29 protein-coding genes and 1 pseudogene are annotated in these 25,689 nt (G+C 69.2%); 21 read left to right on the forward strand and 9 right to left on the reverse strand.

Features of this window, described 5'->3' with window-relative positions:
• Positions 1 to 150: 150 nt before the first annotated feature.
• The 7 genes from U9J23_RS07885 to U9J23_RS07915 all read left to right on the forward strand — a co-directional run bounded on the left by U9J23_RS07885 (position 151) and on the right by U9J23_RS07915 (position 7,179).
• Positions 151 to 654 carry an NADPH-dependent FMN reductase gene (locus tag U9J23_RS07885; protein WP_016692083.1) on the forward strand — a complete coding sequence of 168 codons (504 nt, stop codon included), beginning with the start codon at positions 151 to 153 and terminating at the stop codon, positions 652 to 654.
• Positions 651 to 1,148, forward strand: a complete 498-nt coding sequence (locus tag U9J23_RS07890; protein WP_006552859.1) for a flavin reductase family protein — start codon at positions 651 to 653, stop codon at positions 1,146 to 1,148. Before U9J23_RS07885 ends, U9J23_RS07890 begins: the two co-directional genes overlap by 4 nt.
• On the forward strand, positions 1,145 to 2,365 hold the full coding sequence (gene ribB, locus U9J23_RS07895) for a 3,4-dihydroxy-2-butanone-4-phosphate synthase (RefSeq protein ID WP_085469548.1): 1,221 nt from the start codon (positions 1,145 to 1,147) through the stop codon (positions 2,363 to 2,365). Before U9J23_RS07890 ends, ribB begins: the two co-directional genes overlap by 4 nt.
• A gap of 139 nt (positions 2,366 to 2,504) precedes the next feature.
• Complete coding sequence (locus U9J23_RS07900) at positions 2,505 to 3,176, forward strand: NAD(P)-dependent oxidoreductase (protein ID WP_326602221.1); 672 nt, start codon at positions 2,505 to 2,507, stop codon at positions 3,174 to 3,176.
• A gap of 172 nt (positions 3,177 to 3,348) precedes the next feature.
• Entirely contained in the window at positions 3,349 to 4,407 is a 1,059-nt protein-coding gene (locus tag U9J23_RS07905) for a DNA polymerase IV (RefSeq protein WP_326602223.1), read from the forward strand.
• 28 nt (positions 4,408 to 4,435) lie between these two features.
• Positions 4,436 to 6,433: an ABC transporter ATP-binding protein gene (locus tag U9J23_RS07910; RefSeq protein ID WP_326602225.1), complete on the forward strand. Its 1,998-nt coding sequence runs from the start codon at positions 4,436 to 4,438 to the stop codon at positions 6,431 to 6,433.
• Positions 6,430 to 7,179, forward strand: coding sequence for an energy-coupling factor transporter transmembrane component T family protein (locus tag U9J23_RS07915; RefSeq protein ID WP_059383631.1), 750 nt, complete (start codon positions 6,430 to 6,432; stop codon positions 7,177 to 7,179). The genes U9J23_RS07910 and U9J23_RS07915 overlap by 4 nt, the downstream gene beginning before the upstream one ends.
• A gap of 3 nt (positions 7,180 to 7,182) precedes the next feature.
• On the opposite strand, the gene U9J23_RS07920 is transcribed toward U9J23_RS07915, so the two are convergent.
• Positions 7,183 to 7,842 (reverse strand): DedA family protein, encoded by a 660-nt coding sequence (locus tag U9J23_RS07920; protein WP_059383632.1) that lies wholly within the window; start codon positions 7,840 to 7,842, stop codon positions 7,183 to 7,185.
• A gap of 135 nt (positions 7,843 to 7,977) precedes the next feature.
• Between U9J23_RS07920 and U9J23_RS07925 the strand changes: the two genes are divergently transcribed.
• Positions 7,978 to 8,484 (forward strand): NADPH-dependent FMN reductase, encoded by a 507-nt coding sequence (locus tag U9J23_RS07925; RefSeq protein ID WP_059383633.1) that lies wholly within the window; start codon positions 7,978 to 7,980, stop codon positions 8,482 to 8,484.
• Complete coding sequence (locus U9J23_RS07930; RefSeq protein ID WP_016692074.1) at positions 8,481 to 8,963, forward strand: flavin reductase family protein; 483 nt, start codon at positions 8,481 to 8,483, stop codon at positions 8,961 to 8,963. The genes U9J23_RS07925 and U9J23_RS07930 overlap by 4 nt, the downstream gene beginning before the upstream one ends.
• Before the next feature lie 66 nt (positions 8,964 to 9,029).
• Here the strand turns inward: U9J23_RS07930 and U9J23_RS07935 are convergent, their stop codons facing one another.
• Complete coding sequence (locus U9J23_RS07935; protein WP_059383634.1) at positions 9,030 to 9,227, reverse strand: DUF4177 domain-containing protein; 198 nt, start codon at positions 9,225 to 9,227, stop codon at positions 9,030 to 9,032.
• Positions 9,228 to 9,329: 102 nt separating this feature from the next.
• On the opposite strand from U9J23_RS07935, the gene U9J23_RS07940 reads away from it, so the two are divergent.
• Positions 9,330 to 10,292 (forward strand): Acg family FMN-binding oxidoreductase, encoded by a 963-nt coding sequence (locus tag U9J23_RS07940; protein WP_059383717.1) that lies wholly within the window; start codon positions 9,330 to 9,332, stop codon positions 10,290 to 10,292.
• Positions 10,293 to 10,347: 55 nt separating this feature from the next.
• Here U9J23_RS07940 and U9J23_RS07945 read toward each other — a convergent pair whose 3' ends face one another.
• Complete coding sequence (locus tag U9J23_RS07945) at positions 10,348 to 11,697, reverse strand: LLM class flavin-dependent oxidoreductase (protein WP_059383718.1); 1,350 nt, start codon at positions 11,695 to 11,697, stop codon at positions 10,348 to 10,350.
• 213 nt (positions 11,698 to 11,910) lie between these two features.
• On the opposite strand from U9J23_RS07945, the gene U9J23_RS07950 reads away from it, so the two are divergent.
• The 5 genes from U9J23_RS07950 (at position 11,911) to U9J23_RS07970 (ending at position 16,882) form a co-directional block, all read left to right on the forward strand.
• On the forward strand, positions 11,911 to 12,795 hold the full coding sequence (locus U9J23_RS07950) for an ABC transporter permease (protein WP_080968354.1): 885 nt from the start codon (positions 11,911 to 11,913) through the stop codon (positions 12,793 to 12,795).
• Entirely contained in the window at positions 12,785 to 13,528 is a 744-nt protein-coding gene (locus U9J23_RS07955) for an ABC transporter ATP-binding protein (RefSeq protein ID WP_059383635.1), read from the forward strand. Before U9J23_RS07950 ends, U9J23_RS07955 begins: the two co-directional genes overlap by 11 nt.
• An 87-nt stretch (positions 13,529 to 13,615) precedes the next feature.
• The gene (locus tag U9J23_RS07960; RefSeq protein WP_229580222.1) at positions 13,616 to 14,686 is read left to right on the forward strand and encodes a PhnD/SsuA/transferrin family substrate-binding protein; all 1,071 of its coding nucleotides are present in this window, start codon (positions 13,616 to 13,618) and stop codon (positions 14,684 to 14,686) included.
• Positions 14,687 to 14,747: 61 nt separating this feature from the next.
• Positions 14,748 to 15,665 (forward strand): TauD/TfdA dioxygenase family protein, encoded by a 918-nt coding sequence (locus U9J23_RS07965; RefSeq protein WP_059383637.1) that lies wholly within the window; start codon positions 14,748 to 14,750, stop codon positions 15,663 to 15,665.
• A gap of 5 nt (positions 15,666 to 15,670) precedes the next feature.
• Entirely contained in the window at positions 15,671 to 16,882 is a 1,212-nt protein-coding gene (locus tag U9J23_RS07970) for an MFS transporter (RefSeq protein WP_272268967.1), read from the forward strand.
• Here the strand turns inward: U9J23_RS07970 and U9J23_RS07975 are convergent.
• On the reverse strand, positions 16,864 to 17,301 hold the full coding sequence (locus U9J23_RS07975; RefSeq protein WP_370670868.1) for a PPOX class F420-dependent oxidoreductase: 438 nt from the start codon (positions 17,299 to 17,301) through the stop codon (positions 16,864 to 16,866). The genes U9J23_RS07970 and U9J23_RS07975 overlap by 19 nt on opposite strands.
• Positions 17,302 to 17,358: 57 nt before the next feature.
• On the opposite strand from U9J23_RS07975, the gene U9J23_RS07980 reads away from it, so the two are divergent.
• On the forward strand, positions 17,359 to 18,138 hold the full coding sequence (locus U9J23_RS07980; RefSeq protein WP_326602235.1) for a maleylpyruvate isomerase family mycothiol-dependent enzyme: 780 nt from the start codon (positions 17,359 to 17,361) through the stop codon (positions 18,136 to 18,138).
• 63 nt (positions 18,139 to 18,201) lie between these two features.
• Here U9J23_RS07980 and U9J23_RS07985 read toward each other — a convergent pair whose 3' ends face one another.
• Both U9J23_RS07985 and U9J23_RS07990 read right to left on the reverse strand, forming a co-directional pair.
• Positions 18,202 to 18,477: a hypothetical protein gene (locus U9J23_RS07985; RefSeq protein ID WP_059383641.1), complete on the reverse strand. Its 276-nt coding sequence runs from the start codon at positions 18,475 to 18,477 to the stop codon at positions 18,202 to 18,204.
• Between the two features lie 157 nt (positions 18,478 to 18,634).
• Positions 18,635 to 19,546, reverse strand: a complete 912-nt coding sequence (locus tag U9J23_RS07990) for a helix-turn-helix domain-containing protein (protein ID WP_272268965.1) — start codon at positions 19,544 to 19,546, stop codon at positions 18,635 to 18,637.
• Positions 19,547 to 19,582: 36 nt separating this feature from the next.
• Here U9J23_RS07990 and U9J23_RS07995 point away from each other — a divergent pair, with 36 nt between their 5' ends.
• The gene (locus tag U9J23_RS07995) at positions 19,583 to 20,143 is read left to right on the forward strand and encodes a TIGR03086 family metal-binding protein (RefSeq protein WP_272268964.1); all 561 of its coding nucleotides are present in this window, start codon (positions 19,583 to 19,585) and stop codon (positions 20,141 to 20,143) included.
• Between the two features lie 20 nt (positions 20,144 to 20,163).
• Positions 20,164 to 21,072: a pseudouridine-5'-phosphate glycosidase gene (locus U9J23_RS08000; RefSeq protein WP_230825199.1), complete on the forward strand. Its 909-nt coding sequence runs from the start codon at positions 20,164 to 20,166 to the stop codon at positions 21,070 to 21,072.
• Positions 21,073 to 21,076: 4 nt separating this feature from the next.
• Here the strand turns inward: U9J23_RS08000 and U9J23_RS08005 are convergent, their stop codons facing one another.
• Complete coding sequence (locus tag U9J23_RS08005; RefSeq protein WP_229567772.1) at positions 21,077 to 21,742, reverse strand: NUDIX hydrolase; 666 nt, start codon at positions 21,740 to 21,742, stop codon at positions 21,077 to 21,079.
• Between the two features lie 61 nt (positions 21,743 to 21,803).
• Here U9J23_RS08005 and U9J23_RS08010 point away from each other — a divergent pair, with 61 nt between their 5' ends.
• A complete protein-coding gene (locus tag U9J23_RS08010) occupies positions 21,804 to 22,784 on the forward strand; it encodes an ADP-ribosylglycohydrolase family protein (RefSeq protein ID WP_272268962.1) in 981 nt (326 codons plus the stop codon).
• A gap of 116 nt (positions 22,785 to 22,900) precedes the next feature.
• Positions 22,901 to 24,032, forward strand: a pseudogene (locus tag U9J23_RS08015) (iron-containing alcohol dehydrogenase).
• Between the two features lie 7 nt (positions 24,033 to 24,039).
• Here U9J23_RS08015 and U9J23_RS08020 read toward each other — a convergent pair.
• Positions 24,040 to 24,234 (reverse strand): hypothetical protein, encoded by a 195-nt coding sequence (locus U9J23_RS08020; protein ID WP_060654362.1) that lies wholly within the window; start codon positions 24,232 to 24,234, stop codon positions 24,040 to 24,042.
• A gap of 161 nt (positions 24,235 to 24,395) precedes the next feature.
• On the opposite strand from U9J23_RS08020, the gene U9J23_RS08025 reads away from it, so the two are divergent.
• A complete protein-coding gene (locus tag U9J23_RS08025; RefSeq protein ID WP_229567775.1) occupies positions 24,396 to 24,893 on the forward strand; it encodes a beta-class carbonic anhydrase in 498 nt (165 codons plus the stop codon).
• Position 24,894: 1 nt separating this feature from the next.
• On the opposite strand, the gene U9J23_RS08030 is transcribed toward U9J23_RS08025, so the two are convergent.
• Complete coding sequence (locus U9J23_RS08030) at positions 24,895 to 25,668, reverse strand: PIG-L deacetylase family protein (protein ID WP_272268961.1); 774 nt, start codon at positions 25,666 to 25,668, stop codon at positions 24,895 to 24,897.
• Positions 25,669 to 25,689: the final 21 nt, after the last annotated feature.

A 25,689-nucleotide genomic window follows, 5' to 3' on the forward strand; every position in this document is an offset into this window, starting at 1 on the left:
CCGCGTCGCACAGTTTCCGCAGGTGAACGGTCTGCGGGGGCGATGTGCAACGGCGCAATATGTACGCCACATTCCGGTCGCACTCCCGACACAGACGTCGGGTCGAATATCCGGTGACGGGCGGAAAGCCTCGCCCGAAAGGAGATCCACATGAAGGTCACTGTCGTTGCCGGTAACCCGAAGCCCGGCTCCCGTACGCTCGACGCCGCCACCGTGCTGGCCACCGCGCTCACCGGGGAGGCCCCCGATCACGTGGTCGACGTCGTCACCCTCGGTCCGGGCCTGCTCGGCTGGGGCGACGACGCGGTGAAGGAAGCGGTCGAGACCGTCGCCTCCTCCGACCTCGTGGTCTTCGCCAGCCCGACCTTCAAGGCCACCTACACCGGCATCCTGAAGCTGTTCCTCGACCAGTTCGCCACCGGTGACGGACTGCGCGACGTCACGGCGGTGCCGCTCATGCTCGGTGCCGGCCCGGCCCATGCGATGGCACCCGACCTGCTGCTCAAGCCCGTGCTCGTCGAGCTCGGCGCTACCTGCCCCGCCGCGGGGCTGTACCTGATCGATTCCACCTACACCACCGACACCCGGATCGCCGAGTACGCCGAGCGCTGGGCGCCGGTGCTGCGATCCACCATCCGGACGGAGGCACGATGACCACCCTCGCCCTCGACGGCGCCGCCCTGCGCCGCGCGTTCGCCCACGTCCCCTCCGGTGTCGTCGCGATCTGCGCCGACACCGGCAGCGAACGGATCGGCATGGCCGCAAGCACTTTCGTTCCCGTCTCGCTCGATCCGCCGTTGGTGGCGTTCTGCGTGCAGAACAGTTCGACCACCTGGCCGAAGCTCGAAGCGCAACCGCGCCTGGGCATCAGCGTCCTGTCGTCCGAGCACGACATCGCGGCCCGGGTGCTCGCAGCCAAGAACGGCGACCGATTCGCGGGTATCGAGACCGAGACCCGTGACAGCGGAGCGTTGTTCATCGACGGCTGCGGTGTGCGAATGGACGTGTCGATCGAACAGCAGGTGCCGGCCGGCGACCACGCGATCGTCGTGCTGCGCGTGCACGAACTGTTCTGTGACGAAGCCGATCACGCGACGGAGCCGATCGTCTTCCACCGCAGTTCGTTCCGACGTCTGGTGGCATCGTGAGCCGCATCGAGGCGGCGCTCGAGGCGTTGCGGGCGGGTAAGCCGGTCCTCGTCTCGGATGCCGCCGACCGGGAGAACGAGGGCGACGTCATCCTCTCCGCCCAGCACGCGACCGCGGAGTGGATCGCGTGGACCGTCCGGCACACCTCGGGTCTGTTGTGCGCCCCGATGACCGGTGCCCGCGCCGACGCCCTGGACCTGCCGGCGATGGTCGCCGACAACCAGGATCCGAAGCAGACCGCCTACACCGTCACGGTCGACGCCGCGCGGGGCGTCACCACCGGCATCAGTGCCGCGGATCGTGCGACGACCCTGCGTGTGCTCGCCGATCCGACGGCCACCTCGCGCGATCTGATCCGTCCCGGCCACATCCTGCCGTTGCGGGCCCGCCCGGGTGGAGTGCTCGAGCGTCCCGGTCACACCGAAGCCGCCGTCGACCTGTGTGCACTCGCGGGTCTGCCGCAGGTCGGTGTGATCGCCGAACTCGTCTCCGACGACGGATCGATGATGCGCATGCCGGAGATCGAAGCGCTGGGCGCGCAGTACGACCTTCCGGTGCTCACGATCGAGGAGTTGATCCGCTACCGCGCGGCGCATCCGTTTCCGTCACCGGTGGTGCCGTCCGGACGAGTCGTGAGGGCCGACGAGGCATCGATGCCGACCCGGTTCGGAACCTTCCGTGCCGTCGGCTATCTCGACCGCCACACCGGTGCCGATCACATGGCGCTCATCGCCGGACCGCTGGGTGACGCCCCGCTGGTCCGGGTGCATTCGGAGTGCCTGACGGGTGAGTCGTTCGCCTCGCAACGCTGCGAATGCGGCCCCCAGCTGGATACCGCGCTGGAACGGATCGCCCAGGAAGGCGGCGTCCTCGTCTACCTGCGCGGACACGAGGGCCGGGGGATCGGCCTGCTCAAGAAGCTCGCGGCCTACCGACTGCAGGACGGCGGCTTCGACACGGTCGCAGCCAACCTCGAACTCGACGAACCGGCAGACGGACGCGAGTACGGCGGTGCCGCCGCGATACTCCACGATCTCGGCATCGGCTCGGTTCGACTGCTCACCAACAACCCCGCCAAGATCGCCGGGCTCGAGGACAACGGCATCGTCGTCGCAGGGCGGGAGCCGCTGCACGTCGGCGTCGCACCGGCGAACGTGCGGTATCTCGAGACGAAGCGGCGGCGGATGGGGCACATGCTGCCCGCGGCGCAGAACTGAATCGGATCCTCGCTGCACGAACCGAGGTTCGCCCCTGCTGCAGCAGGGGCAAACCCCGTTTCGGCGAGCGAAGTTCGATTTTCGTCGGCGCTACGGAAATTGTTGTGGGAGCGACGGTGCGGGTCCTAGCGTGACCTGCATGCGGACGCAGCAGCGAATCACAGTGCTCGGCGCCGGCGGGCGTGCGGGAAGTGCGATCACGCGAAGGGTGCTCGGGGAGGGGCACCGGGTCACCGCGCTCGTCAGATCGGGTGCCCGTCATCCGTGGCTCGAGGGGAGCGGCGTCACCGTCGTCGAGGGTGACGCGACCGATCCGGCCGACGTGGCGCGAGCCGTCACGGACGCGGACGCGGTGATCAATGCAGTGACGCCCTTCTCCGCCCCGCCGGCGTCGTTCGACGGCTTCGACGAATCCTTCTACGAGCGCGTGATCGGTGCGATCCTCGCAGGCATCCGCTCCGGCGCGGTACGCATCGTGACGGTGGGACTGTCGGCCGATCTGCGGCTGCCGGACGGTCGCGTGGTGGCGGACGATCCCGAACTGTTTCCGCCCGCGCTGCGACCGTTCGCCCGCGCGCACGCCCGGGAGCGACTGGCCCTCGAGGCGGCCTCGTCGACGCCGGACTGGCTGATCGTCGTCCCTCCGGCCGGGCTGTCCGCCGAGGCACGGAGCGACGGATATGTGCTGGCCGAACCGGTCTTCTCGGATGCAGCTCTCTCGTACGACAGCCTCGCCGCAGCGGTCGCCGACGAGGCGGTGCGGCCGACGCGTCGCGGGAGCGCGTTGGTGCTTCCGCGCACGCAGGGATAGGCGTGGATCGATCCTCGCTACACGAACCGAGCTTCGCCCCTGCTGCAGCAGGGGCGAATCCCGGTTGGGCGAGCGAACCCTCATTGCGCACTCGTTCGGCGACTCGATCCTCCTGCGCTCGACCCCGGCGATCACGCCACGGTGACGCTGCGTGCGTCCTACGGTTGTCGGCATGGGCACGCCCGGCCTCGACCAGTGGGTCCTCCACGTCGACCTCGACCAGTTCATCGCCGCGGTCGAGGTGCTGCGCAATCCGGAGTTGGCGGGCCGGCCGGTGGTGGTCGGCGGTCGCGGCGATCCCACCGAGCGCGGAGTGGTCTCGACCGCGTCGTACGAGGCGCGCGAGCACGGGGTCGGGTCGGGGATGCCGCTGCGGATCGCCGCGCGCAAGATCCCCGACGCGGTCTTCCTGCCTGTCGATGCCGACACCTACAACGAGGTATCGCAGGTCGTGATGGACACCCTTCGCGGCTTCGGCACGGTCGTCGACGTGCTCGGCTGGGACGAAGCGTTCATGGGCGTGCAGACCGACGATCCGGAGGCGTTCGCACGCGAGGTGCAGGCCGCGGTGCTCGACGCGACCGGGTTGCACTGTTCCGTCGGGATCGGCGACAACGTCCTGCGCGCGAAGATTGCGACGGGTTTCGGGAAGCCCCGCGGGATCTTCCGGCTGACGCGCGACAACTGGTTCGCAGTGATGGGGGAGCGCTCACCCGATTCGTTGTGGGGCATCGGTTCGCGCACGGTGAAGAAGCTCGATGCCATGGGCATCCGCACCGTCCGCGAGCTGGCTCGGGCTCCGGTCGACGAGATGGCGGCGCGGTTCGGACCCAAGATCGGTCCGTGGCTCGTCGGCCTCGGCGCCGGTGCGGGCTCGACGGAGGTGTCGGCGGAACCGTGGGTGGCGCGGTCACGTAGTCGGGAGACGACCTTCCAGCACAACGTCGGCGACTGGAACGCGATCGTCGGGTGCGTACGCGACCTCGCGGCGCGGGCCGTCGATGACGTCCGCAGTGAAGAACGGGAGGGAGTGCGGGTCGCGCTGAAGATCCGCTACGCGCCCTTCGTCACCCACACCGCGAGCGTCGCTCTTCCGTCGCCCACCACGGATCTCGCGACCGTCACGGAGGCGGCCGTCGGACTGCTCGACCGGTTCGATCACGAACGCGAGGTCCGGCTCGTCGGAGTGCGGGTGGAGATGACGCCACCGGAGAACGGGCGGTCGCTCTAGCGGCTGGCAGACTGGCCCGGTGCGATCGGTGACCAGGACACGGGGACCTCTACGACCACCGGAGGCCGCTGCAGCGGCGGTCTTCGGGACGTTGACCGCTGTGCTGTCGGTCGTCACGGGGCTGATACCTGTCGGTGTCGCCCAGGTGCTCGTCGCGCTCCCCGTCGCCTTCCTCGCGGCCACCGGGCGACTGCGCGCGATCGTCGCCGCGACCGTTGCCGCCGGAGTGGTCGCGCTCGTGGCCGGCGGACCGTTCGCCGTCGCCGCGGTCGTCGTCCTCTCCGGTATCGGAACGCTCGTCGGGTTCGCGCACCGCCGGTGGGGTCACGCCGCGGTGTTCATGGTGCTGGCCGGATCCGTCCCGGCCGGGTTGCTGCTCGCCGCCGCCGTCTGCGGTCTGCTGCTGGTCTTCGACCGGACCCGGGTACTGCTGCTCGAGGCGCTCGAAGCGTCGATGCGCGGGACGATCCGGGCGTTCGAGGCAGCGGGTGCGGGTCAGCAGTTCGTCGACACCTGGGACCGGACCCTCGAGATCATGGTGCGTCTGTGGTGGGTGTGGATCGGTGGCGCAGTGCTCGTCGGAACCGTGGGCACCGCACTGCTGTGCTTCGGGATCTTCCGGGTGGTGGCGCTGCGCAGTACGTGGGCGACCCGATCCGTCGACTGGCCCGAGCAGGACCCCACGGCCGACCCGGATCCGCTGCCCGTCGCCCTGCGCCTGGCCGGCTACCGGTATCCGGGAACCGAGCGCGACGCCCTGTCGGACATCGACCTCACGATCGGAGCCGGGGAGTTCGTCGCGATCGTCGGCGGCAACGGCTCGGGCAAGTCGACACTCGTGCGGCTGCTCGCGGGACTCGAGCCGACCGTCGGCCTGGTCGACCGGCCCGGACCCGTCGGACCGGGACGCCCCGGTGGCACCGCGATGATCCTGCAACATCCCGAGAGCCAGGTGCTCGGTCGCACGGTCGCCGAGGACCTGCGGTGGGGGATCGACGACGTCGACGTCGAGGATCTGCTCGCCCGCGTCGGCCTCGCCGGGATGGAGGACCGCGCCACGGAGGATCTGTCGGGCGGGCAACTGCAGCGACTGGCGCTGGCGGGCGCACTGGCGCGGCGACCCGCGTTGCTCATCGCCGACGAGATCACCGCGATGGTCGACGCGGACAGTCGCGCGGACCTGATCCGATTGCTCTCGGACGTCGCGCGGGACGGTACCGCGGTCGTGCTCGTCACCCACCTCGACGACGAGGCCCGCGCCGCCGACCGCATCGTGCACATCGCCGACGGTCGGATCGTCCCGCAGGTCGCGCCACCGCCCCTGCCGGCGCCGGTCCCGGCGACCGCCCCGTCCTTCCCGCAGCCGGTCCTCGAACTACGCGATGTCACGCACGTCTACGCGGCCGGAACACCCTGGGCGCACACCGCCCTGCGTGAGGTGTCGCTGACGATCTGCCGCGGCGAAGGGGTGCTCGTCGTCGGGGAGAACGGTTCGGGCAAGTCGACGCTCGCGTGGATCGTCGCCGGACTGATGCGTCCCACGCACGGAACGGCCGTCCTGCACGACACCCCGACCGCCGACCTGCACGGGGAAGTGGGCATGGTCTTCCAGCAGGCCCGGCTCCAGTTGCAGCGACCGACCGTCGCGCAGGAGATCTCCGAGGTGGCCGGACTTCCGCACACCGACCGCGGTTACGTCGCCGCCGTCCTGCACCGGGTGGGTCTGCGTCCCGAACTGATCGACCGGCCGATCGATCGGCTCAGCGGCGGAGAGATGCGGCGGGTCGCGATCGCCGCCCAGCTCGCCCGCACCCCGCGGGTGCTCGTGCTCGACGAACCGCTGGCCGGGCTGGACCTGCGGGGCCGCCGCGAAGTGGTGTCGATCCTCGCCCATCTACGGGCGGTCGAGCACGTCACCGTCGTCGTCATCTCCCACGACCTGCACGGCATGGAGGAGGTGTGTTCGCGCACCGTGGTGCTCGCGGACGGACGCATCGTGGAGCAGACGGGAGCGGTGATCGCATGAGTCGCACTCGTACGCGGCAGCGCCGCCCCGTCATCCTGCTGCGGCCGGTACCGCGGGAGACACCCCTGCACCGGGTGTGGGCGGGTACGAAGGTGCTGTCGGCAGCGGCGCTGTCGGTGGCGGTGAGTTTCGCGCCGAGCTGGACCGGGCTCGGAATCCTGCTCGCCGTGCTGGTCGCGGGCGTGCTCGTCGCGCGGATCCCGCGCGGGGTGGTCCCGACGATTCCGTGGTGGGTGTTCGCGGTCCTCGCCGTCGGCCTGGTGCTCAACGCCGCCGGCGGCGGACTCACCGCCTACGTCCGGACGATCCTGCTCGGCGTGGGGCTGCTGGTCCTCGCGTCGCTGGTGGGGTGGACGACGCGGCTGTCCGATCTCGTCGACGCCCTGCCGGTCCTGTTCGCGCCGCTGCGGTTGTTGCGGCTGCCCGTCGACGAATGGGTGACGGTGTGCGCGCTGGCGTTGCGGATGCTGCCGACCGTGCGTGCCGAGATGCGCGTGCTGTTCGCCGCCCGCAAGGTGCGCGGCCGGCCCGGCTTCCGCAATCCGGCGGGATGGTGGCAGGAGGTGATCGACGCCGTCGGCGCGGTGGTGTCGGTGTCGATGCGGCAGATCCGCGATCTCGGCGACGCACTGTCGGTGCGGGGTCCTCGATCGGCGACCCGCCCACCGCTGCGACTGCGGCTCGGGGACATCGTCACGGTGCTGGTCGTGGCGGGTGCATGCACTGCGATCACCGTGTGGGGCTGACCGTCAGTTGCGGTTGTCCGAAGCGGTGTTCTTCGCGCGCGAGCGGATGCGACGGACGAGCCCGTAGGCGATTACCGCGACGACGACGGCGATCACGACGTACTGCAGCACCGAGGCATACGGTTCCACCGCGCTCCAGTTCTCGCCGAGTTGATAGCCGGCCAGCACGAAGATCGAGTTCCAGATCAGACTGCCCGCGGTGGTGAAGGCCAGGAACTGCCAGATCGGCATCTGCGTGACACCCGCGGGGATGGAGATGAGGCTGCGGAAGACCGGCACCATCCGGCCGAAGAAGACGGCCTTGCGTCCGTGCCGCTCGAACCACGCCGTCGAACGGTCGAGGTCGTCGACGTCGACGAGCGGCAACTTCCGCACCGCCCTGCGGATCCGGTCCTCACCCACCCAGCGGCCGATCGAATACAGGCCGAGAGCGCCGACCACCGAACCGAGCGTTGTCCAGAACAGCGCACCGAACAGGGTGAAGCTGCCCAGGCTCGCCGCGAACCCGGCGAGCGGCAGGATGACCTCGCTGGGCAGCGGAGGGAAGAAGTTCTCGAGTGCGATCGCGATGCCGGCACCGACACCGCCGAGGCGGTCCATCAGGTCGAGCGCCCATCCCGCGAGACCGTCGGTGGGGGCTGACTGTGACTCCGCGACACTCATCCACCCGACCCTACCGAGGGGTCGTCGAGCTTTCCGCTCGTGCGGATCGAAACGGTTCCGGTCCGCTCGACCGGAGAGAAGGATGGCGGGGTACTTCGCTCTCCTCCGGAGGGCCGATCCGGAAGGTGAACTCCAGTGACGATCGTTGTCGTCGCGGGCAACCCGAAGCCCGCATCCCGCACTCTGGACGCCGGAGCCCGCCTCGCCACGGCGCTCACCGGACGAGAGCCCGATCACGTTGTGGACGTGATCACACTCGGCGCGGGACTGCTCGGTTGGGGCGACGAGACCGTCGCCGCCGCGGTCGAGACCGTCGCGGCCGCCGATCTCGTGGTGTTCGCGAGTCCCACCTTCAAGGCCACCTACACCGGCGTCCTCAAGTTGTTCCTCGACCAGTTCGCCACCGGTGACGGGTTGCGCGACGTCGTCGCGGTGCCGCTCATGCTCGGCGCAGGTCCTGCGCACGCGCTGGCACCCGACCTGCTGCTCAAGCCCGTCCTGGTGGAACTGGGCGCCACGACCCCGGCGCCCGGCCTGTATCTTCACGATTCGACCTACACAACCGATACCCGTATCGCGGACTACGCCGAACGCTGGTCGCCGGTGCTGTCCGCCGCACTCCGAAACGAGGCCGCCTCATGACCACTCTCGACGGACCGTCTCTGCGTCAGGCATTTGCGCACGTCCCCTCGGGCGTCGTCGCGATCTGCGCGGAGGTGGACGGGGAGCGGATCGGGATGGCGGCGAGCACCTTCGTGCCGGTCTCGCTCGACCCGCCGCTCGTCTCGTTCTGCGTGCAGAACACCTCGACCACCTGGCCGCGACTGTCGTCGCTCCCGCACCTGGGCATCAGCGTGCTCAGCGAGGAGCACGACGGTGCCGCGCGGGTGCTCGCCGCGAAGAACGGCGACCGCTTCGCCGGTATCGACATCGAGAGCCGTGAGGGCGGCGCGCTGTTCGTGTCCGGCACGAGCGTGCGCATGGACGTGACGGTGGAGCAGGAGGTTCCGGCGGGCGATCACGCGATCGTCGTGCTGCGCATCAACGAACTGCTCACCGACGCCGACGTCGAACCCATCGTGTTCCACCGCAGCTCGTTCCGTCGCCTGCTCGCATCCTGACCCGCACACGAACGATTTCGGTGGTTCCACCCCCGCTCAGCGGGGCCGGGACCACCGAAATCGTGTTCACTCCTCGCGTTCGAACGTCACGAGTATTCCCTCGACGCCGCCGGGACCGACCCGTCCCTTGATGTCGGCGGAGGTGATGGCCTTCAGACGCCACCCGGCGCGGGCGTGGTCGTTGAGGATCTTCTCGAGTTTGTCGCCGGACATCTTGCCGCCGAACATGCCTTCGCGGATCTCGACCACCTTGTACGAGTACATCGGCCCACAGTACGGCCGAACGCCGGAATCCCGTCGGAATCCCCGGTCGTATACGACACTGGGAGACGGGGCTTTCGAAATCCGGAGGCAGCAGTGGAGACGATGCCGGACCGTCGGACTCTCGAATCCGCCGTTGCGTCGGCGGGCCGCGCGCCGTCGCTGCACAACAGTCAGCCGTGGCGGTGGGTTCTGGACGCGGACGGGCTCACGCTGTTCAGCGACAACGATCGCATCCTGCCGGCCACCGATCCGTCCGGTCGCCAGATGTTGCTGTCCTGCGGAGCGGTGCTGCACCATCTTCGGACGGCATTGATCGCCCGACACTGGGCGACGGAGGTCGAGCGGATGCCCGACCCGACGAATCGTCGCTGTCTCGCGACCCTGCGCTTCCACCGGACCGACGCGGTATCAGACATCGACCTCCGGATGGCAGAGGCGATCGGTCACCGGCGTACCGAACGGTTGCCGATGGAGGCTCCACCGCAGTGGGAGCAGACCGAGAGCGCTCTGCAGACGCTCGTCGAGTCCACCGGTGTCCACCTGAGCGCGATCGCCGAACACGAGCGACCTGCACTGGAAGAGTTGTCCCGTCGCATCGGTGGTGAGCGTCGCTCCGATGCGGCCTACCAGACGGAACTTTCCTGGTGGGCCGGGCACGGGATGTACCCGGACGGAATACCTCCCGACGCACTCCCTCCGGGGCAACGCACGGTGGCGACCGAACGGGAGTTCCCTCCCGGCAGCGCGACCGGCGACTCGGCCGAAGCCGAGGACCGGGCCGCAATACTTCTGTTGTCGACCACGACGGACACGCGGCTCGACTGGCTGCGGAGCGGTGAGGCCCTGTCGGCCGTGCTTCTCGCGTGCACCGCCCGCGGGCTGGCCACGTGCTCCGTCACGCATCTGACGGAGTCGGAATCCGCACGAGTGTTCCTGCGTGACACAGCCCGGATCGAGGGTGCGCCGCAAGCGATGATCCGGGTCGGTGTCCGCTCGGGGCCGGTTCCGGATGCGGCGACGCCGCGCCGTCCGATCTCCGAGATTCTGTTCCGGACGCATCCCTGACAGGAACTTCGGTGGTTCCGACTGCGCTCAGCGACGTCGAGGACACCCGAATCGACTACGAAACGGGCACCTGCGAGAACAGTCCGGCCGGCCGCGACAGCCCGTAGTGGTCGCGGAGCGTGGTCCCTTCGTACTCGGCGCGGAACACTCCACGACGTTGCAGGATCGGTACGACCTCGTCGACGAAGACCTCGAACGAGCCGGGCAGATAGGGCGGCATGATGTTGAAACCGTCTGCGGCACCCGCCTCGAACCACGCGACGATGCGATCGGCGACATGCTCCGGTGTGCCGACGACCGTGCCGTGACCGCGGGCCCCGGCGAGGCGGTGCAGGAGCTCGCGCAGTGTCAGGCCGGGATCGCGCTCGACGAGGTCGAAGATGATGCGTGATCGGCTCTGCGCTCCCTGCACGTCCTCGGGGCGGGGCAGAGCGTACAGCGGCACCGGGCCGTCCAGCGGGAAGCCCGACAGGTCGACGTCGTCGAACCTCGCAGACAGGTGTGCCAGTCCGACCTCGGGGATCGACAGGTCGGCGAGATCCTGTTCGATGCGTCGCGCCTCGGCCTCGGTGGACGCCACGATCGGGGAGAGGCCGGGCAGGATCTTGACCGCCTCGGGATCGCGGCCGAATTCGGCGGCCTGCTGCTTGACGTCGCGGTAGAACAGGCGCGCATCGTCCAGGTCGACCTGCGCGGTGAAGATGGCTTCGGCGTAACGCGCCGCGAATGCGCGGCCGTCCGCTGAGGATCCGGCCTGGACCAGTACGGGTCGGCCCTGTGGGGAACGTGCGGCGTCGAGGGGTCCACGCACCCGGAAGTGTGCGCCCGCGTGGTCGATCCGGTGCACCCTGCGCGCATCGGCGTATACCCCGGTGTCGCGATCGAGCACGACCGCGTCGTCCTCCCAGCTGTCCCACAATGCCGTTGCGACGTCGAGGAATTCGGCGGCGCGGGCGTAGCGCTCCGAGTGGCCGGGTCGGCCGTCGACACCGAAGTTGTAGGCGGCGGCGGACGACCAGGACGTGACGATGTTCCACCCCGCACGTCCACGGCTGATGTGGTCGAGCGAAGCGAACTGGCGCGCAAGGTTGTACGGCTCGGTGTAGGTCGTCGAGACCGTGCCGATGAGCCCGATCCGTTCGGTCGCCAGGGCCAGCGCGGACAGCAGCGTCAGCGGTTCGAAACTGCTCTGGGCCACCCGGTCGTAGTGACGACCCACGGCCGGGACGTCCGCGAAGAAGATCGAGTCGAACTTCCCGCGCTCGGCCGTCTGCGCAATCTCACGGAAGTAGTGGACGTCGTCAACCCGTTCGGGTGCCGTGCCGGGCAGACGCCAGGACGCCTCGTGATGACCGGCGCCGGTGATGAACACGTTGAGATGGAGCTGAGAGGGCAAGGTGGACACCTTCCGAAGTCCCGACAGGAATCCGTTCCAGTGCAGTCCATTTCCGGCGAGGAACGAACCGTTGCGATCACCGTGATTCCTGGGGCACCCGCCGAGGCGGCCGATTGCGATCACCTCGATCACAAGGGTGGCTCGGCCGTGCGGGCACTCCTTACTGTCGGCGACCATGACGAGCAATCACACGCTTCGACGTCGGGTCGGGGTGAGCTGATCGTGGCAACCATCCTCGACAAGGCGCGCAGGACGACACCGGATGTCGCGGACACGCCCGAGACGACCGGGGCATCGGGACTGATCGATCCCACCGCGATCAGCCGGAAGACCCGCAGTTCGTCCCGCGTTCCGCGTTCGGCCCAGCGGCTGCTCGGGCCGGTCCTGCTCGTCGTGGCCTGGCAACTCACCGCGTCCAGCGGCCTGTCCGGCGAGAACGTCCTTCCCCGGCCTCTGTCGGTGCTCACCGCGGCGTGGCGACTGATCGCCAACGGGGAACTGCAGGAACACATGACGATCAGCCTGCTGCGGGTCGGCAACGGCCTGCTCATCGGCATCGTGCTCGGCCTGGTCCTCGCGCTGGTCTCGGGACTGTCGCGGGTCGGTGAGAACTTCGTCGACGCCAACATGGAAATCCTGCGCGCCGTACCGAATTTCGCGCTCGTTCCGCTGCTCATCGTGTGGTTCGGTATCAGTGAGACCCCGAAGGTCCTGCTCATCACGCTCGCCGTGGCCGTCTCGATCTACATCAACACGTTCTCCGCGATCCGGAGCGTGGATGCCGGACTCGTCGAAGCGGCACGATCGTTCGGTGTCCAGCGCCGCGAACTGATCCGTCGGGTCATCCTCCCTGGCGCGCTGCCCGGCTTCCTCATCGGCCTGCGGCTCGCCCTGACCGGTGCGTGGTTGTCGCTGATCTTCGCCGAGACCATCAACGCCAAACGTGGTCTGGGACGGATGATGAGCGACGCGCGCGAATACTTTCAGCTCGACGTGGTCTTCGTCCTGATCGCCGTCTACGCGATCCTCGGTCTGCTCTCGATCTTCATCGTGCGCGCCCTCGAAGCTCGCCTGCTCACGTGGAGGAGGTCGTTCGATGGCAACTGATGTGACCGAACGGACCGCGCTCGATTCCGTCGTCGTCGCCCGCGGTGTGCGGCGCGTGTTCGGCGAGCAGGTGGTGCTCGACGGCCTCGATCTCGACATCGCCCCCGGAGAATTCGTCGCGCTGCTCGGCCGGAGCGGCTCCGGCAAGTCCACCTTCCTGCGGGCGCTGGGAGCGCTGGACCCCGACGTCGAGGGGTATCTCCGGGTGCCGGCGAAACAGGCCATCGTCTTCCAGGACCCCCGGCTGCTGCCGTGGCAGAAGGTGCTGACGAACGTCAACATCGGACGACCGGACAACGCCCGCACCCGGGCCGAGGCGCTCGACGCGCTCGCCGAGGTCGAACTCGAGAGCAAGGCGAAGGTCTGGCCGCGGACGTTGTCCGGGGGAGAGGCGCAGCGGGTCGCCCTCGCCCGGGCACTCGTCCGCGAACCGCAACTGCTGCTGCTCGACGAACCTTTCGGCGCTCTCGACGCACTCACCCGGATCCGCATGCACGGACTGCTCGAGAAGCTGGTGGCCAAGCACCGGCCCGCGGTGCTCCTCGTGACCCACGACGTCGACGAGGCGATCCTGCTCGCGGATCGCGTCATCGTCCTCACCGACGGGGTGATCTCCCTGTCGTCGCAGGTCGAGGTGCCGCGCCCGAGGGGGCGCGACTCCCGCGAGTTCGTCGCCCTGCGACGCCGCCTGCTCACCGAACTCGGTGTCGGCGACCAGCCCGACGCGCGCTGAGCGTGCTGTGTCCCGCGCGCTGAGCGCGGCCCGTGTTCCCCCTACGTCCGGACAGCAGGTCCGGACGCCTCCCGAGAAGGATCGACTGTGTTTCGTAGTGTTCGCTCGCGATGGCTCGTGGTGCCGTCGCTCGCAGTGCTGTTCGCGGCATCCGCGTGCGGCCTCGGCGGTGCCGACGGGCAGGAAGCCCTCGCCGAGGCCACCATCGCGCATACCGGCGACGACATCCCCGACGGTGTGAAGCTCGTCGTCGCCGAGCAGAACGCGACCCGCTCGCAACCCCTCTACCTCTCCGGGGCGGGGGAGGATCTGCCGTACGACCTCGAGTTCGCCGATTTCAGCGGTGGTCCGGCCGTGATCGAGGCGTTGCGCTCCGGTGCCGCCGACATCGGTGCCCTGGGTGAAGCACCCATCCCGATCGCGGTCGCGAACGGGATCACCGACATCGTCGCGATCGCACTGGAAGCGAATCCCGGCAGCAGTGGCGGTTACTTCCTGGTGGCGCAGCCGGGTAGCGACATCGAGACGGTGGCCGACCTGAAGGGCAAGAAGGTCGCGTACCCGCCCGGAACGGGCCGGCACATGATCGTCGCGGGCCTGCTGGCGAAGGCAGGACTCGACCCGAAGACCGACATCGACGCGGTCGAACTGGCCGGCGCGGAGGTCGCTCCGACCTTCTCCTCCGGAGCCGTGGACGCCGCGATCCTCACCGGCGTGCAGTACTACAAGGTGGGCTCACCGCCCATCCTCGGCGACGGCACGGGGATCAACACCGGCATCAACACCCTGATCGTGCGGAAGCAGACCCTCGAGGATCCTGCGAAGGCCGCAGCGATCGGCGACTACGTCGGACGCTCGGTCGCCGCGAACAACTGGATCGCCTCGCATCCCGACGAGTGGGTGGAGGCGTATCACGTGGGCACTCAGGGGATGACACCCGAGGAAGGCCGCGAACTGCTCGACCACACGGGCAGCGGACGGTTCTACCCGATCGACGAGAAGTCGATCGCGCTGTTCCAGAGCGTCGCGGACGGGCTCTACGAGACCGGCACCATGACCGTTCCCGTCGACGTCTCGCCATACGTGGACGGCCGCTACAACGACATCGTCGTCGCGCAGAACGAGGCCGATGACAGCGTTCCGGATCCGCTTCCCTGATCCGACCCGTCACCGATGTCCCACCCATAGAAGATGTTCAACCGATAGAAGGAGCAGTCCCATGACCCAGGCCGCCACCCGCCTCGACGTCGTCCCCCAGTCCGGCCATGCCGGAGCAGAGATCCGCGGCGTCGACCTGACCCGCGAACTCGCCGAGGACGAGATCACCACCATCCGAGAGGCGCTGCTGAAGTGGAAGGTTGTGTTCTTCCGCGACCAGTTCCTCGACCACGACCAGCATCTGCGGTTCTCGTCGTACTTCGGGAAGCCGACCCCGGCGCATCCGCTGTTCGACTCGATTCCCGACCCGGACCACCCCACGATCTACCCGATCTTCCGCGACCGGTTCAAGGCGCGCATCGCGAACAGCAGCGGCTACGACAAGGTGCGCTGGCACGCCGACGTCACGGCGGCGGTCAACCCGCCGTTCGCGTCGATCCTGCGCGCCGAGACCCTCCCGCCCTACGGCGGCGACACCCAGTGGTCGAACGCGGTGGCGGCGTACAACGGTCTGTCGGCGCCCGTGCAGCGACTCGCCGACGAACTGCGTGCGGTGCACCGCTTCACTCCGGGTGACGGTGCGAAGCCGACCGAGGACTACCTGCGTCGCGTCGAGCGTCGCCCGTTGGTGAGTGAGCATCCGGTCGTGCGGGTGCACCCGGAGACGGGGGAGAAGGCGCTGTACGTCAACCCCGGCTTCACGCAGTACATCTCGGGGGTCTCGCCGCACGAGAGCCGGCGTCTGCTCGGGTTGTTCTTCGAGGAACTCGGCCGTCCCGAGTACACGGTCCGCTTCAAGTGGGAGCCGGGATCGATCGCATTCTGGGACAACCGATCCGCCGTGCATCTCGCCCCGAGCGATCTCGTCACCGAACACGATCGGCGCCTGTACCGCATCACTCTCGAAGGTGACGTGCCGGTCGGACCGGACGGACGCGAATCCGTCGCGCTCGAGGGCGAACCGTTCGAGGCAGTCTGAACCGCGTGACCGAACGGACGGAGCCCGGACCCGGGCTCCGTCCGTTCTTCCTGTCGCTGTTCGTCCCGTCGGCGATCTTCGGTCTGGGCACCGGTGCCGGTGCTCCCATGATGGCGCTGTTCGCCCGCGAACTCGGCGCGTCCGTGCCGGTCGCGGGACTGATCGTCGCGCTGGTCGCATTCGGGGCGGTCCTCGGCGACCTGCCGTCGGGCACGGTGGTCGCGCGTTTCGGGGAACGTCGCGCGATCGTCCTCGGATCGGCGCTCGGTGCGACCGGCGTGCTCGTGTCGTTGTCGGCGCCCACCCCGGCGGTGCTCGCGGTGGGCGCGACACTCACCGGTTTCGCGAACGCGGTGTGGGGGCTCGCGCGGCAGAGCTATCTCGCCGGTGCCCTGCCGTTGCACATGCGCGCCCGTGGCATCTCTGCGAACGCCGCTATGAGCAGGGCGGGTGTGTTCGTCGGTCCGTTCGTCGGTGCCGGTGCGGTGCACCTGACGGGCGTGAGCGGAGGGCTGATCGTCCAGGTCGTCGCGATCGTCGTCTCCGGGGCGCTCGTCGTGAATGCCGCTGTGCCGGAACCGGACAGGTCGGAGCGGCGCAGCGGCGGCGTGATCGCGGTGGCGGCCCCCCACCGGACGGTCCTCGGGACGCTGGGTGTCGGTGCGATGCTCGTCGGCGCGTCGCGCGCCTCACGCGACGCGGTGCTGCCGTTGTGGGCCGATCACATCGGGGTGGCGCCGGCGACCGTCTCGTTGATCTTCGGCGTTGCGGCGGCAGTGGACGTGGCGCTGGCCTACCCGGCCGGAGTTCTGATGGACCGCTACGGCCGCCGGGTGACGGCCGTACCGGCGCTGCTGCTGTTCGGCACGGCCTTCCTGATCCTGCCGCTGTCGCAGCAGCTGTGGTGGCTCGTGGTGGTCGCGGTGGTGCTCGGGACGGCGAACGGTATGAGCAACGGCATCGTCATGACGCTCGGCGCCGACGTCTCACCACCGCACGCGCGTGCCGAGTTCCTGGCTGCGTGGCGACTGACCTACGACACCGGATCGTTCGCGGGACCACTCGTCGTCGGAGCGGTGGCCACCGTGTCGCTCGCCGGTGGTGCCACCGCGATCGGGGCACTCGCCCTCGTCGGTGCCGGAGTGATGTACCGGTACATCCCGCGATACGTGCCGGTGCCCGTCGCGGTGCCACAGGATCAGCGCGCGGCGCCGTAGAAGCGGGAGACCCGCACACGCAGCAGCAACCTGCGATCGGCGACCATCGCGGCCCGGAAGTCGTCCCAGTCCGGATGCTCGCCCTGCACCGCTCGATACAACTCGACGAGCTGCTCGACGGTGTCGTCGTGGGGGTCCGCGGCCACCGGTGTCAGTTCGGCCTCGCCCTCCGCGACGGCGTAGGACCACTTGTCGTCGGAGTCGACGAACAGGCTCACGCGCGGGTCTCGGCGCATGTTCTGGGTCTTCGCCCGATCGTCGGTGACGGAGACGGAGAACGTGCGGGTCGCGGGCTCGTACCGGTAGGTGATGTTCGACAACTGGGGTCGCCCGTCGCGTTTGATCGTCGCGAGCACGGCGACACCGGTGGGAGGGAACAGGGCTTCGAGTGCGCTCTCGTCGGCCGGCATGGCGCCCAGACTACGGCCGACCGTGCAGAATCGGGGCGGGTATCGAGCCGAGCACGAAGGGCAGACATGCTGGACTACGCGCGTTACTGCGGAGAGATCGTCGAACAGACGGAACTGCTGGTGGACTCACTGGCCGGGCAGGACATGACCACACCGGTGCCGTCGTGCCCGGGATGGAATGTCGGTCAGCTCGCTCGACACATCGGCTACGGCCACCGCTGGGCGAGCGAGGCGGTCCGCGGTGAAGGGGCGATGCCGCGCACCGACCGCGCGATGCGGGAACTGGCGGACTACGTCGACGAGGATCCGGACGAGCTGATCCCGTGGTTGCGGGAAGGAGCGCGCGAACTCGAGGCCGCGCTTCGGGAGGTCGGCCCGGACATGCGGGTGTGGACGCCGATCCCGGGCGGCAAGAAGACACCGGAGTTCTTCGCCCGACGTTTCGCCCACGAGACCGTGGTGCATCGTGCCGACGCCGTGGTCGCGTTGGGAGCGGACTTCGAGGCGGCTCACGATCTCGCCGTGGACTGCGTGGACGAATGGCTCGACCTGGCGGTGGTCACCTGGCCGCGGCGCGATGTGGAACGGCACCGCGCGCTGCACGGCCCCGACCGGACACTGCACTTCCACGCGACGGACACCTCGGCGGAGTGGGTCGTGGACCTGACCGGCGAGGACTTCGCGTGGCGGCATGCCCACGAGAAGAGTGCCGTGGCGGTACGCGGACCGCTGACGGAACTGCTGTTGGTGCTCTACCGTCGGCGCGCCGTGGACGCAGCCGACGTGGAGGTCTTCGGCGACACCGGGTTTCTGGCGTCCTGGCTCGACGTCAGTCCCTTCGGCTAGCCGAAGGCAGAACGCACAGCGAGTGGCCGCACCGCGACGGCGAGACGGCCACCCGCCTGTGAGTCAGACCGACAGGCGCGAGGCCGAGTACGCGTGGCGGATCGCGTCGAGTGCGCTGGTGCAAGGAATGTGCGCTTCCTGCAGCGAATGGATCACCTCGGCGATCGGTCCGGACTGCTCCAAGGCGCTGCCGGCGGCGACGGCCCAGGCGACTTCGCCGGGTTCGAAGGTCCGGGTGGGCTTCCATCCTCGCTGGGGAGCGAGTTCGCGCAGTGTGCTCCAGTGCGCGACCTCGTCCGCATCCGGACGTCCGATGAAAAGTAGGCGGTCGTGTCCCACGATGAACCCCTTCGTCCTGCTTTGGTGCTTCGACAGGTAGGTCGTTTGCACTGTGTGCTTCGTTACATTTACCTGATCGAGAAGCGTCGCAGGTTTGTGACGTTCCACTATGTGGTACATCCGCCCGAATTCGGGAAACCGCATCCGGCGAGGGCGGTCAGCCACCGCCGTAACGAGCCGCGAACGCGCCCGGCGTCATACCCACGACCCTGGCGAAATCCCGTACGAAATGCGGCTGGTCGGCGTAACCGAGGACGGCGGCGACCTCCGACAGCGAGCCGGGCCCCTCGCGCAGGCGCCCGGCGGCCTCCTGCAGTCGCCGCCGCTGGATCAGCCACTTCGGGGTCAGCCCGATCCGTCGCTGGACCAGGCGTTGCAGCGCGCGCTCACCGAGACCGAACTCCGCCCGCACCTGCTCGACCCGCAGAACGTCGGAGTTCCCCTCGACGAATGCCACCACCCGGTTGACGAGCCGCCCCTCCTCGTCGATCGGAAGATAGGCGCGCAGCACGTCGTCGAACGCCTCCGTCGCGGCGCGGTGCGACTCGCGAGAGTCCGGGTCGTGCGCCATCGCCTCGCGTACCTGCGTGATCAGACGCGCACCGGCGTCGCCGAGGACATCGGTGAGGTCGACGGCCCGGTCGGTGAACACCGCGAGCGAGGTGCCGGTGATCAGAGCACCGGCCGCCGGACTGAGCATGGACCCGACCGCCCAGCCCTCACCGGTGAGGGTGACCGTGGACAGTCCGTGTTCGACACCGTAGAAGCGCGCGTAGTCGTGCGCGACCACCAGTTGGCAGACGGGATAGCGCAGCACCCGCTGGGGTGCCTCCCGGCCGGCCGGCACCGACCACACGGGAATCCAGTACCGCTGCATCAGACCCGTGAGGTCGGGCGCGGCGGGATAACGGTGCATGGTGTGCGAGGCATCGCGCGGATCCTTCAGGTGGGCACGTTCGGTGTCGTCGCGACCGCCGACGCGTTCGGTGTCGTCGCGACCGCCGACGCGGTCGGTGCCATCGCTACCGCCGAAAAGGTGCGACCCCGGGTCGCCGCCGTCGGGTTTCATCAATACCTCACGCTCGCCGGTCGTCAGTATCGAGTCATGAATACAACAGCACTGCGACACGCAGAGGCCGACCAGCCGCTCACCGACGTGATCTCGTCGCTTCGCGACACCGACTGGGATGCGCAGTCGCCGTGTGAGGGGTGGACGGCGCGCGACGTTCTGGCCCACGTCATCGACACGCAGCGGGACTTCTTCGCCGGACGCGGTGTCGAGATGGGCGAGCGGTCCGACACCGACCGTCCTGTCGAGGCGTGGAGGACGCACACGGCACGGATCGCCGAGATCCTCGCGGACGACTCCTTCGTCTCGAAGACATACGACGGATACTTCGGGCCGACCACGGTGGGTGCGACGTTCGAGCAGTTCTACATCTGGGACATGCTCGTGCACCGCTGGGACATCGCGCGCAGCGCCGGGATCGATGCGACCTTCTCGGACGCCGAACTCGACCGGATGGAGGCCGGCGCCGACAGTTTCGGCGACGCGCTCTACATGGACGGTGTCTGCGCTCCGGCCGTGCCGGCTCCCGAGGACGCGGACCGTACGACCCGGCTCCTCGCGAAGATGGGGCGCCGCACGGCCGCGTCGATCGGTTAGGCCGCGTTATCGTCGGTCGTATGAGCGAAACGATCCGCGTCGCGGATTACGTGCGCGAGGCGATCGCGGCCGGGCGGCCGGTCGTGGCGCTCGAATCGACGATCTTCACGCACGGCCTCACCCGGCCACGCAACGTCGAGGTCGCGCTCGACGCCGAGCAACGTCTGCGCGATTCCGGGGTGTTGCCCGCGACCATCGGGGTCGTCGACGGGACCCCGACGGTGGGTCTGTCGGAACAGCAGATCCGCATGCTCGGCGCGGAGGACGTCCCGGTCGTCAAACTCGGTATCCGCGACCTGCCGGTCGCAGCGGCCAAGCAGCTGCACGGCGGGACGACGGTGTCGGCGACGGCGCTGCTCGCGCATCGTGCCGGGATCGACGTGTTCGCCACGGGTGGGCTCGGCGGCGTGCACCGGGGGGCTGCGTCGACCTTCGACGAGAGCGCGGATCTCGTTGCCCTGGCGACACTTCCGATCGTGGTGGTGTGCGGCGGCGTCAAGTCCGTCCTCGACATCCCCGCCACGCTCGAACGGCTCGAGACGCTCGGGGTGATCGTGGTCGGATACCGGACCACCCGTTTTCCCGGCTTCTACGTGCGCGACAGCGGCTGCGATGTCGACGAGGTGGAGTCGGCGCAGCAGACCGCGGAGATGGCGCGGGCGCGGGACGGGCTGGGCCTGCGGTCGGCGGTGCTCGTCGGGAATCCGGTGGCGGCCGAGGCGCAGATCGATCCGGAACTGCACGACCGCGTGCTCGCCGAGGCCGAACGCGCGGCCGTGGAGGCCGGGACGCGCGGGAAGGCGATCACCCCGTTCCTGCTCGACCACATGCACCGGGCCACCGAGGGGCGCTCGCTCGAGACGAATGTCGCGGTCTACCGTGGGAACGTCGCGGTCGCTGCGGAGATCGCGCACGCGCTGGCGTCCTGATTCCTCACTGCAGGAGGAAGGCGGCGGTGGACGACGGCAGGGGAGTGCTGCGCCGGCGGTAGATCTCGGCGGGCCGGCCCGTGCCCTCCCTGCGCAGTTCGCCGGTGGGTTCGAGGCCGTGCAGCAGGTGTCTGCGGAAGGTGTCCTTGGGATAGCTGCGGGCATAGACGGTTTCGTACAGCAGCCGCAGGTCGAGCACGGTGAACTGCTCGCCGAGGAAGTTGCCGGGGTCGACCTCGGCGGAGTACCGGCGTCGCAGGTCGGCGACGGCCAGGTCGACGATCTCGGCATGGTCGAAGGCGAGGTCGGCGGTCTCGGTGGTCGGCACGAGATGCGCCTCGGCGGGGATCTCGGCGACCGGCACCGCGGCGCCGTGGGCCATCGACAGCACCCACCCGCGGTCGTCGCGCTCGGGATCGTCGAGCATGGCCAGCTGGTAGAAGTCCACGCCCGTGAGTCCGGCCTTGTCGCGCAGGGCGCGTTCGGCGGCCTCGGCGAGTCGCTCGCCGGGGTGCAGGAAGGTGCCCGGGAGGGCGAAGGTGCCGTCGGGACGTTCGACGACCAGAACTTTCAGTACTTCGTCGACGGTGAGGACCGCGACGTCCACGGCCACCGAGGGGCGCGGGTAGTCGGTGAGCGACCTGCCGGTCGAGTCGGTCGGTGTGCCCATGGTGGACATTCAATCATTGATGCGCTAACTTTAGCGCAGACTTGATCGAATAGAGGGGTTCATGGAAACGACCGCAGCGCAGAACGACCGGGCCGCCGGAGTCCTGCTCGCCACCGCAGCAGGCGACGCACTCGGGGCCGGATACGAATTCACCTATCCGACGGACGCCACGCCCATCGACATGATCGGCGGCGGTCTCGGGCCGTTCGCGCCCGGTGAGTGGACCGACGACACCTCCATGGCCCTCGCCATCGCCGAGGTCTCGGCGACCGGCGTCGACATCGGTGAGGGCGCCGGACTCGACGCGGTCGCGGCGCAGTTCCTCCGCTGGTACGCCACGAACCCCAAGGACATCGGCAACCAGACGCGTGCCGTCCTGCGCGAGGCGGGCCCCACCGCCGCCACCATGACGGCGCGCGCCCGCAGCCTCCCGGGGCGCACCGGCGGCAACGGATCGCTCATGCGCACCGCACCCGTCGGGCTCGCCTTCCTCGACGACGCCGAGCGGTGTCTGGCCGCGGCACATGCGATCAGCAGCCTCACCCACGCGGACGAGCAGGCATCCGAAGCGTGCCGGCTGTGGTCGTTCGCGATCCGTCACGCAGTCCTCCACGGCACCTTCGACGGGGTGCGGGTCGCCCTGGCCCACCTGTCGCAGCCCGCCGCACAGCGGTGGACGGCGCTGCTCGACGAGGCCGAGACCGCGCCGAGTCCGCGCGTGTTCGACAACAACGGCTGGGTCGTCCATGCCCTGCAGGCCGCGTGGTGGGCGATCACGCACGCCCGCACCGACGGCCCCGGACACCTGCCGGAGGCACTCGAACTCGCCGTGCGCGCCGGCAACGACACCGACACGGTCGCGGCCATCGCGGGCGGGCTGCTCGGCGACCGGTGGGGTGCCTCCGCGGTGCCCGAGCGGTGGCGTCGCATGCTGCACGGATGGCCGGGCTACCGCGCGGACGACCTCGAGCGCCTCGGACTGCTCACCGCGCGGAAGGGCTCCGGCGAGCGCGAGACGGGACTGCGGGTCGTCGAGAGTTGAGACTCCCCGAGATCCGCCGGATGCCTCCGCTCGCGGCTGTGATGCGGTAGACACGAGGCGTCGGCCGGATACTCGAGGAGGGATCGCACGTGGCTTCCATCGCACTTCCACGCATCATGCGCGTCGGCGGGGGCGCCGTCGACGAGGTCGGGGAGGTCGTCGCCGGACTCGGACTCGCCCGGCCCCTGGTGGTGACCGACAAGTTCCTGGTCGGCACGGGTGCGGTGGACCGGATGGTCGCGCAGCTCGAGGCCGCCGGACTGCACCCCGCGGTCTTCGCCGAGACCGTGCCCGACCCCACCACAGCCTCGCTCGAAGCGGGTGTCGCGGCGGTCGCCGAGCACGACGCCGACTGCGTGATCGGGTTCGGTGGGGGAAGCCCGATGGACACGGCCAAGGCGCTCGGGCTGCTCGCCCGGCAGGGGCGGCCACATGCGCGACTACAAGGCGCCGCGCGACAACATCGGCCCGGCGCTACCGGTGATCGCTGTGCCCACCACGGCGGGAAGCGGCTCGGAGGCAACCCAGTTCACGGTCATCAGCGACAGTGAGACCGACGAGAAGATGCTGTGCCCGGGTCTGGCCTTCCTGCCGGTCGCCGCGATCGTCGACTACCGGCTCACCCTGACGATGCCCCCGCGCCTGACCGCGGACACCGGCGTGGATGCACTCACCCACGCCATCGAGGCCTATGTCAGCAGGAAGGCGAACCCGTTCTCCGACAGCCTCGCGCTGGTCGCGATCGGCACCATCGGACAGGTGCTGCGACGCGTCTACGCGGACGGGCAGGATGCCGAGGCGCGGGAGCGGATGATGCTGGCCGCCACGCAGGCGGGGATCGCGTTCTCCAACTCCAGCGTCGCGTTGGTGCACGGCATGAGCCGGCCGATCGGCGCGCACTTCCACGTCGCGCACGGACTGTCGAACGCGATGCTGTTCCCCGCGGTCACCGAGTTCTCGGTGGACGCGGCCGAGTCCCGCTATGCCGACTGTGCCCGCGCCCTCGGCGCGGCTTCGGCGGACGCCTCGGATGCGACCGCCGCCGCCGACCTGGTCGTCGCGCTGAAGGAACTGTGCCGCGACGTGGAGGTGCCGACTCCGAAGTCGTACGGCATCGACAGGCAGACCTGGGACGAGAGGGTTCCGGTCATGGCCGAGCAGGCGCTGGCGTCGGGATCCCCGAACAACAACCCGAGGATCCCGACGGCCGACGAGATCCGCGAACTCTACGGGCGGATCTACGCGTGAGGACGGCTCATTCGGGGGCCTGATCGTCGGGTTCTACCTTCTCCGTCTTCACCCGGTCCGCGACATTGCCGGGCGCACCCTCCTCCTCGCGTTCCTTCTCGACCTTCTGTTCGAGCTTGTCGACGAGATGCTTGATCTTCTGGCCGGTGAGGTCGTCGTTGTCCTCGGGGCGGCCCGAGCCGTGCTTGGGGGCGTTGTCCATCGACGTCCGTCCTTCGTTCGTAGGGTGCAGGGGAGCGGTACCCGAGCGCCGGAACGGTCAAACGGGCAAACGGTTCTGCTCACGCCGATCACCACCCTGTACGGGCACGCCGAACCGGGCCATCATCGGGGCGGCCTGTCCGACGACGAAGGGGGACGAGGATGACCGTCACCGAGGAATTCCTGAAGAACAACGAGACCTACGCGGCCGGCTTCTCCGGCCCGCTGCCGCTTCCGCCCAGCAAACACATCGCGATCGTGGCGTGCATGGACGCCCGGCTCGACGTGTACCGGGCGCTCGGCATCGAGGAGGGCCAGGCCCACGTGATCCGCAACGCCGGCGGAGCCGTGACCGACGACGTGATCCGTTCGCTCACCATCAGTCAGCGACTGCTCGGCACCACCGAGATCGTGCTGGTCCACCACACCGACTGCGGCATGCTGACCTTCACCGACGACGAGTTCACGCGCGCGGTGCAGGACGAGATCGGTATCCGCCCGGCCTGGGCACCGGAGTCCTTCCGCGACCCGCACGAGGACGTGCGCCAGTCGCTGCGCCGCATCGAGACGAGCCCGTTCGTCACGAAGACCAGCTCGCTGCGCGGGTTCGTCTTCGACGTGGCAACCGGCAAACTCGAGGAGACCGTGCCCGCCGCCTAGTTCAGAGCGGGAGTTCGGTCTCCTGCAGGCCGGGCGGAAGGCTACGGCGCCGGAACCATTCGACACCGAAGGCGGCGCGCAGGTGTTCCTCGGGCATGTTCAGCATCGGCCCGAAGTCGCCGATCTGCGACTCGTAGCCGACCATCGCCGCACGTTTGGCACCCAGCGCCTCCGACACGTCCACCGCGGTGGTCAGTTCCGACTCCGGCAGGCCGAAGGTCCCGAGGTCCGGTGGGCGCACGTCGTCGGGGGTGTCCGGCAGCGCCGAGAGCAACCGCATCAGGTGGTCCCGGTTGCTCGACGCCTCGTAGACGGCATCGTGTCCGGTGATGCGTTCGGCATGGACCCCGGCCCGGTGGACCTGGACGTGATCGGGATGGCCGTACCCGCCGTGCGCGTCGTAGATCGTGACGACATCCGCGCGTTCCTGCTCGATCACGGCGGCCAGCCGCGCGCCCACCTCACTGGGATCGGTGTTGGCGAAGGCATTCGGATCGTGGTTGCCGGCCGTGCCGGCCATTCCCGAATCGCCGTATCCGAAGGGCACCACCCGCGCCGCACCCAGCGCCCGGGCGGATTCCTCGAGCTCCTTCGTGCGGCGCGCGGCGAGGGATTCACCGGGCGCGAGCAACCCGTCCGGACACTCGCCGCGGGCACCGTCGGTGGCGACGACGAGCACGACACGATGCCCGGCGTCGGCGGCCCGGCGCATCACGCCACCGGTGAGGAACACCTCGTCGTCGGGGTGCGCGTGGAAGCACAGCAGAACGCTCATGGCGTTCATGCTGACACGCTG

This window comes from Rhodococcus sp. PD04 (assembly GCF_035918275.1).
Taxonomy (GTDB): Bacteria; Actinomycetota; Actinomycetes; order Mycobacteriales; family Mycobacteriaceae; genus Rhodococcus; species Rhodococcus rhodochrous.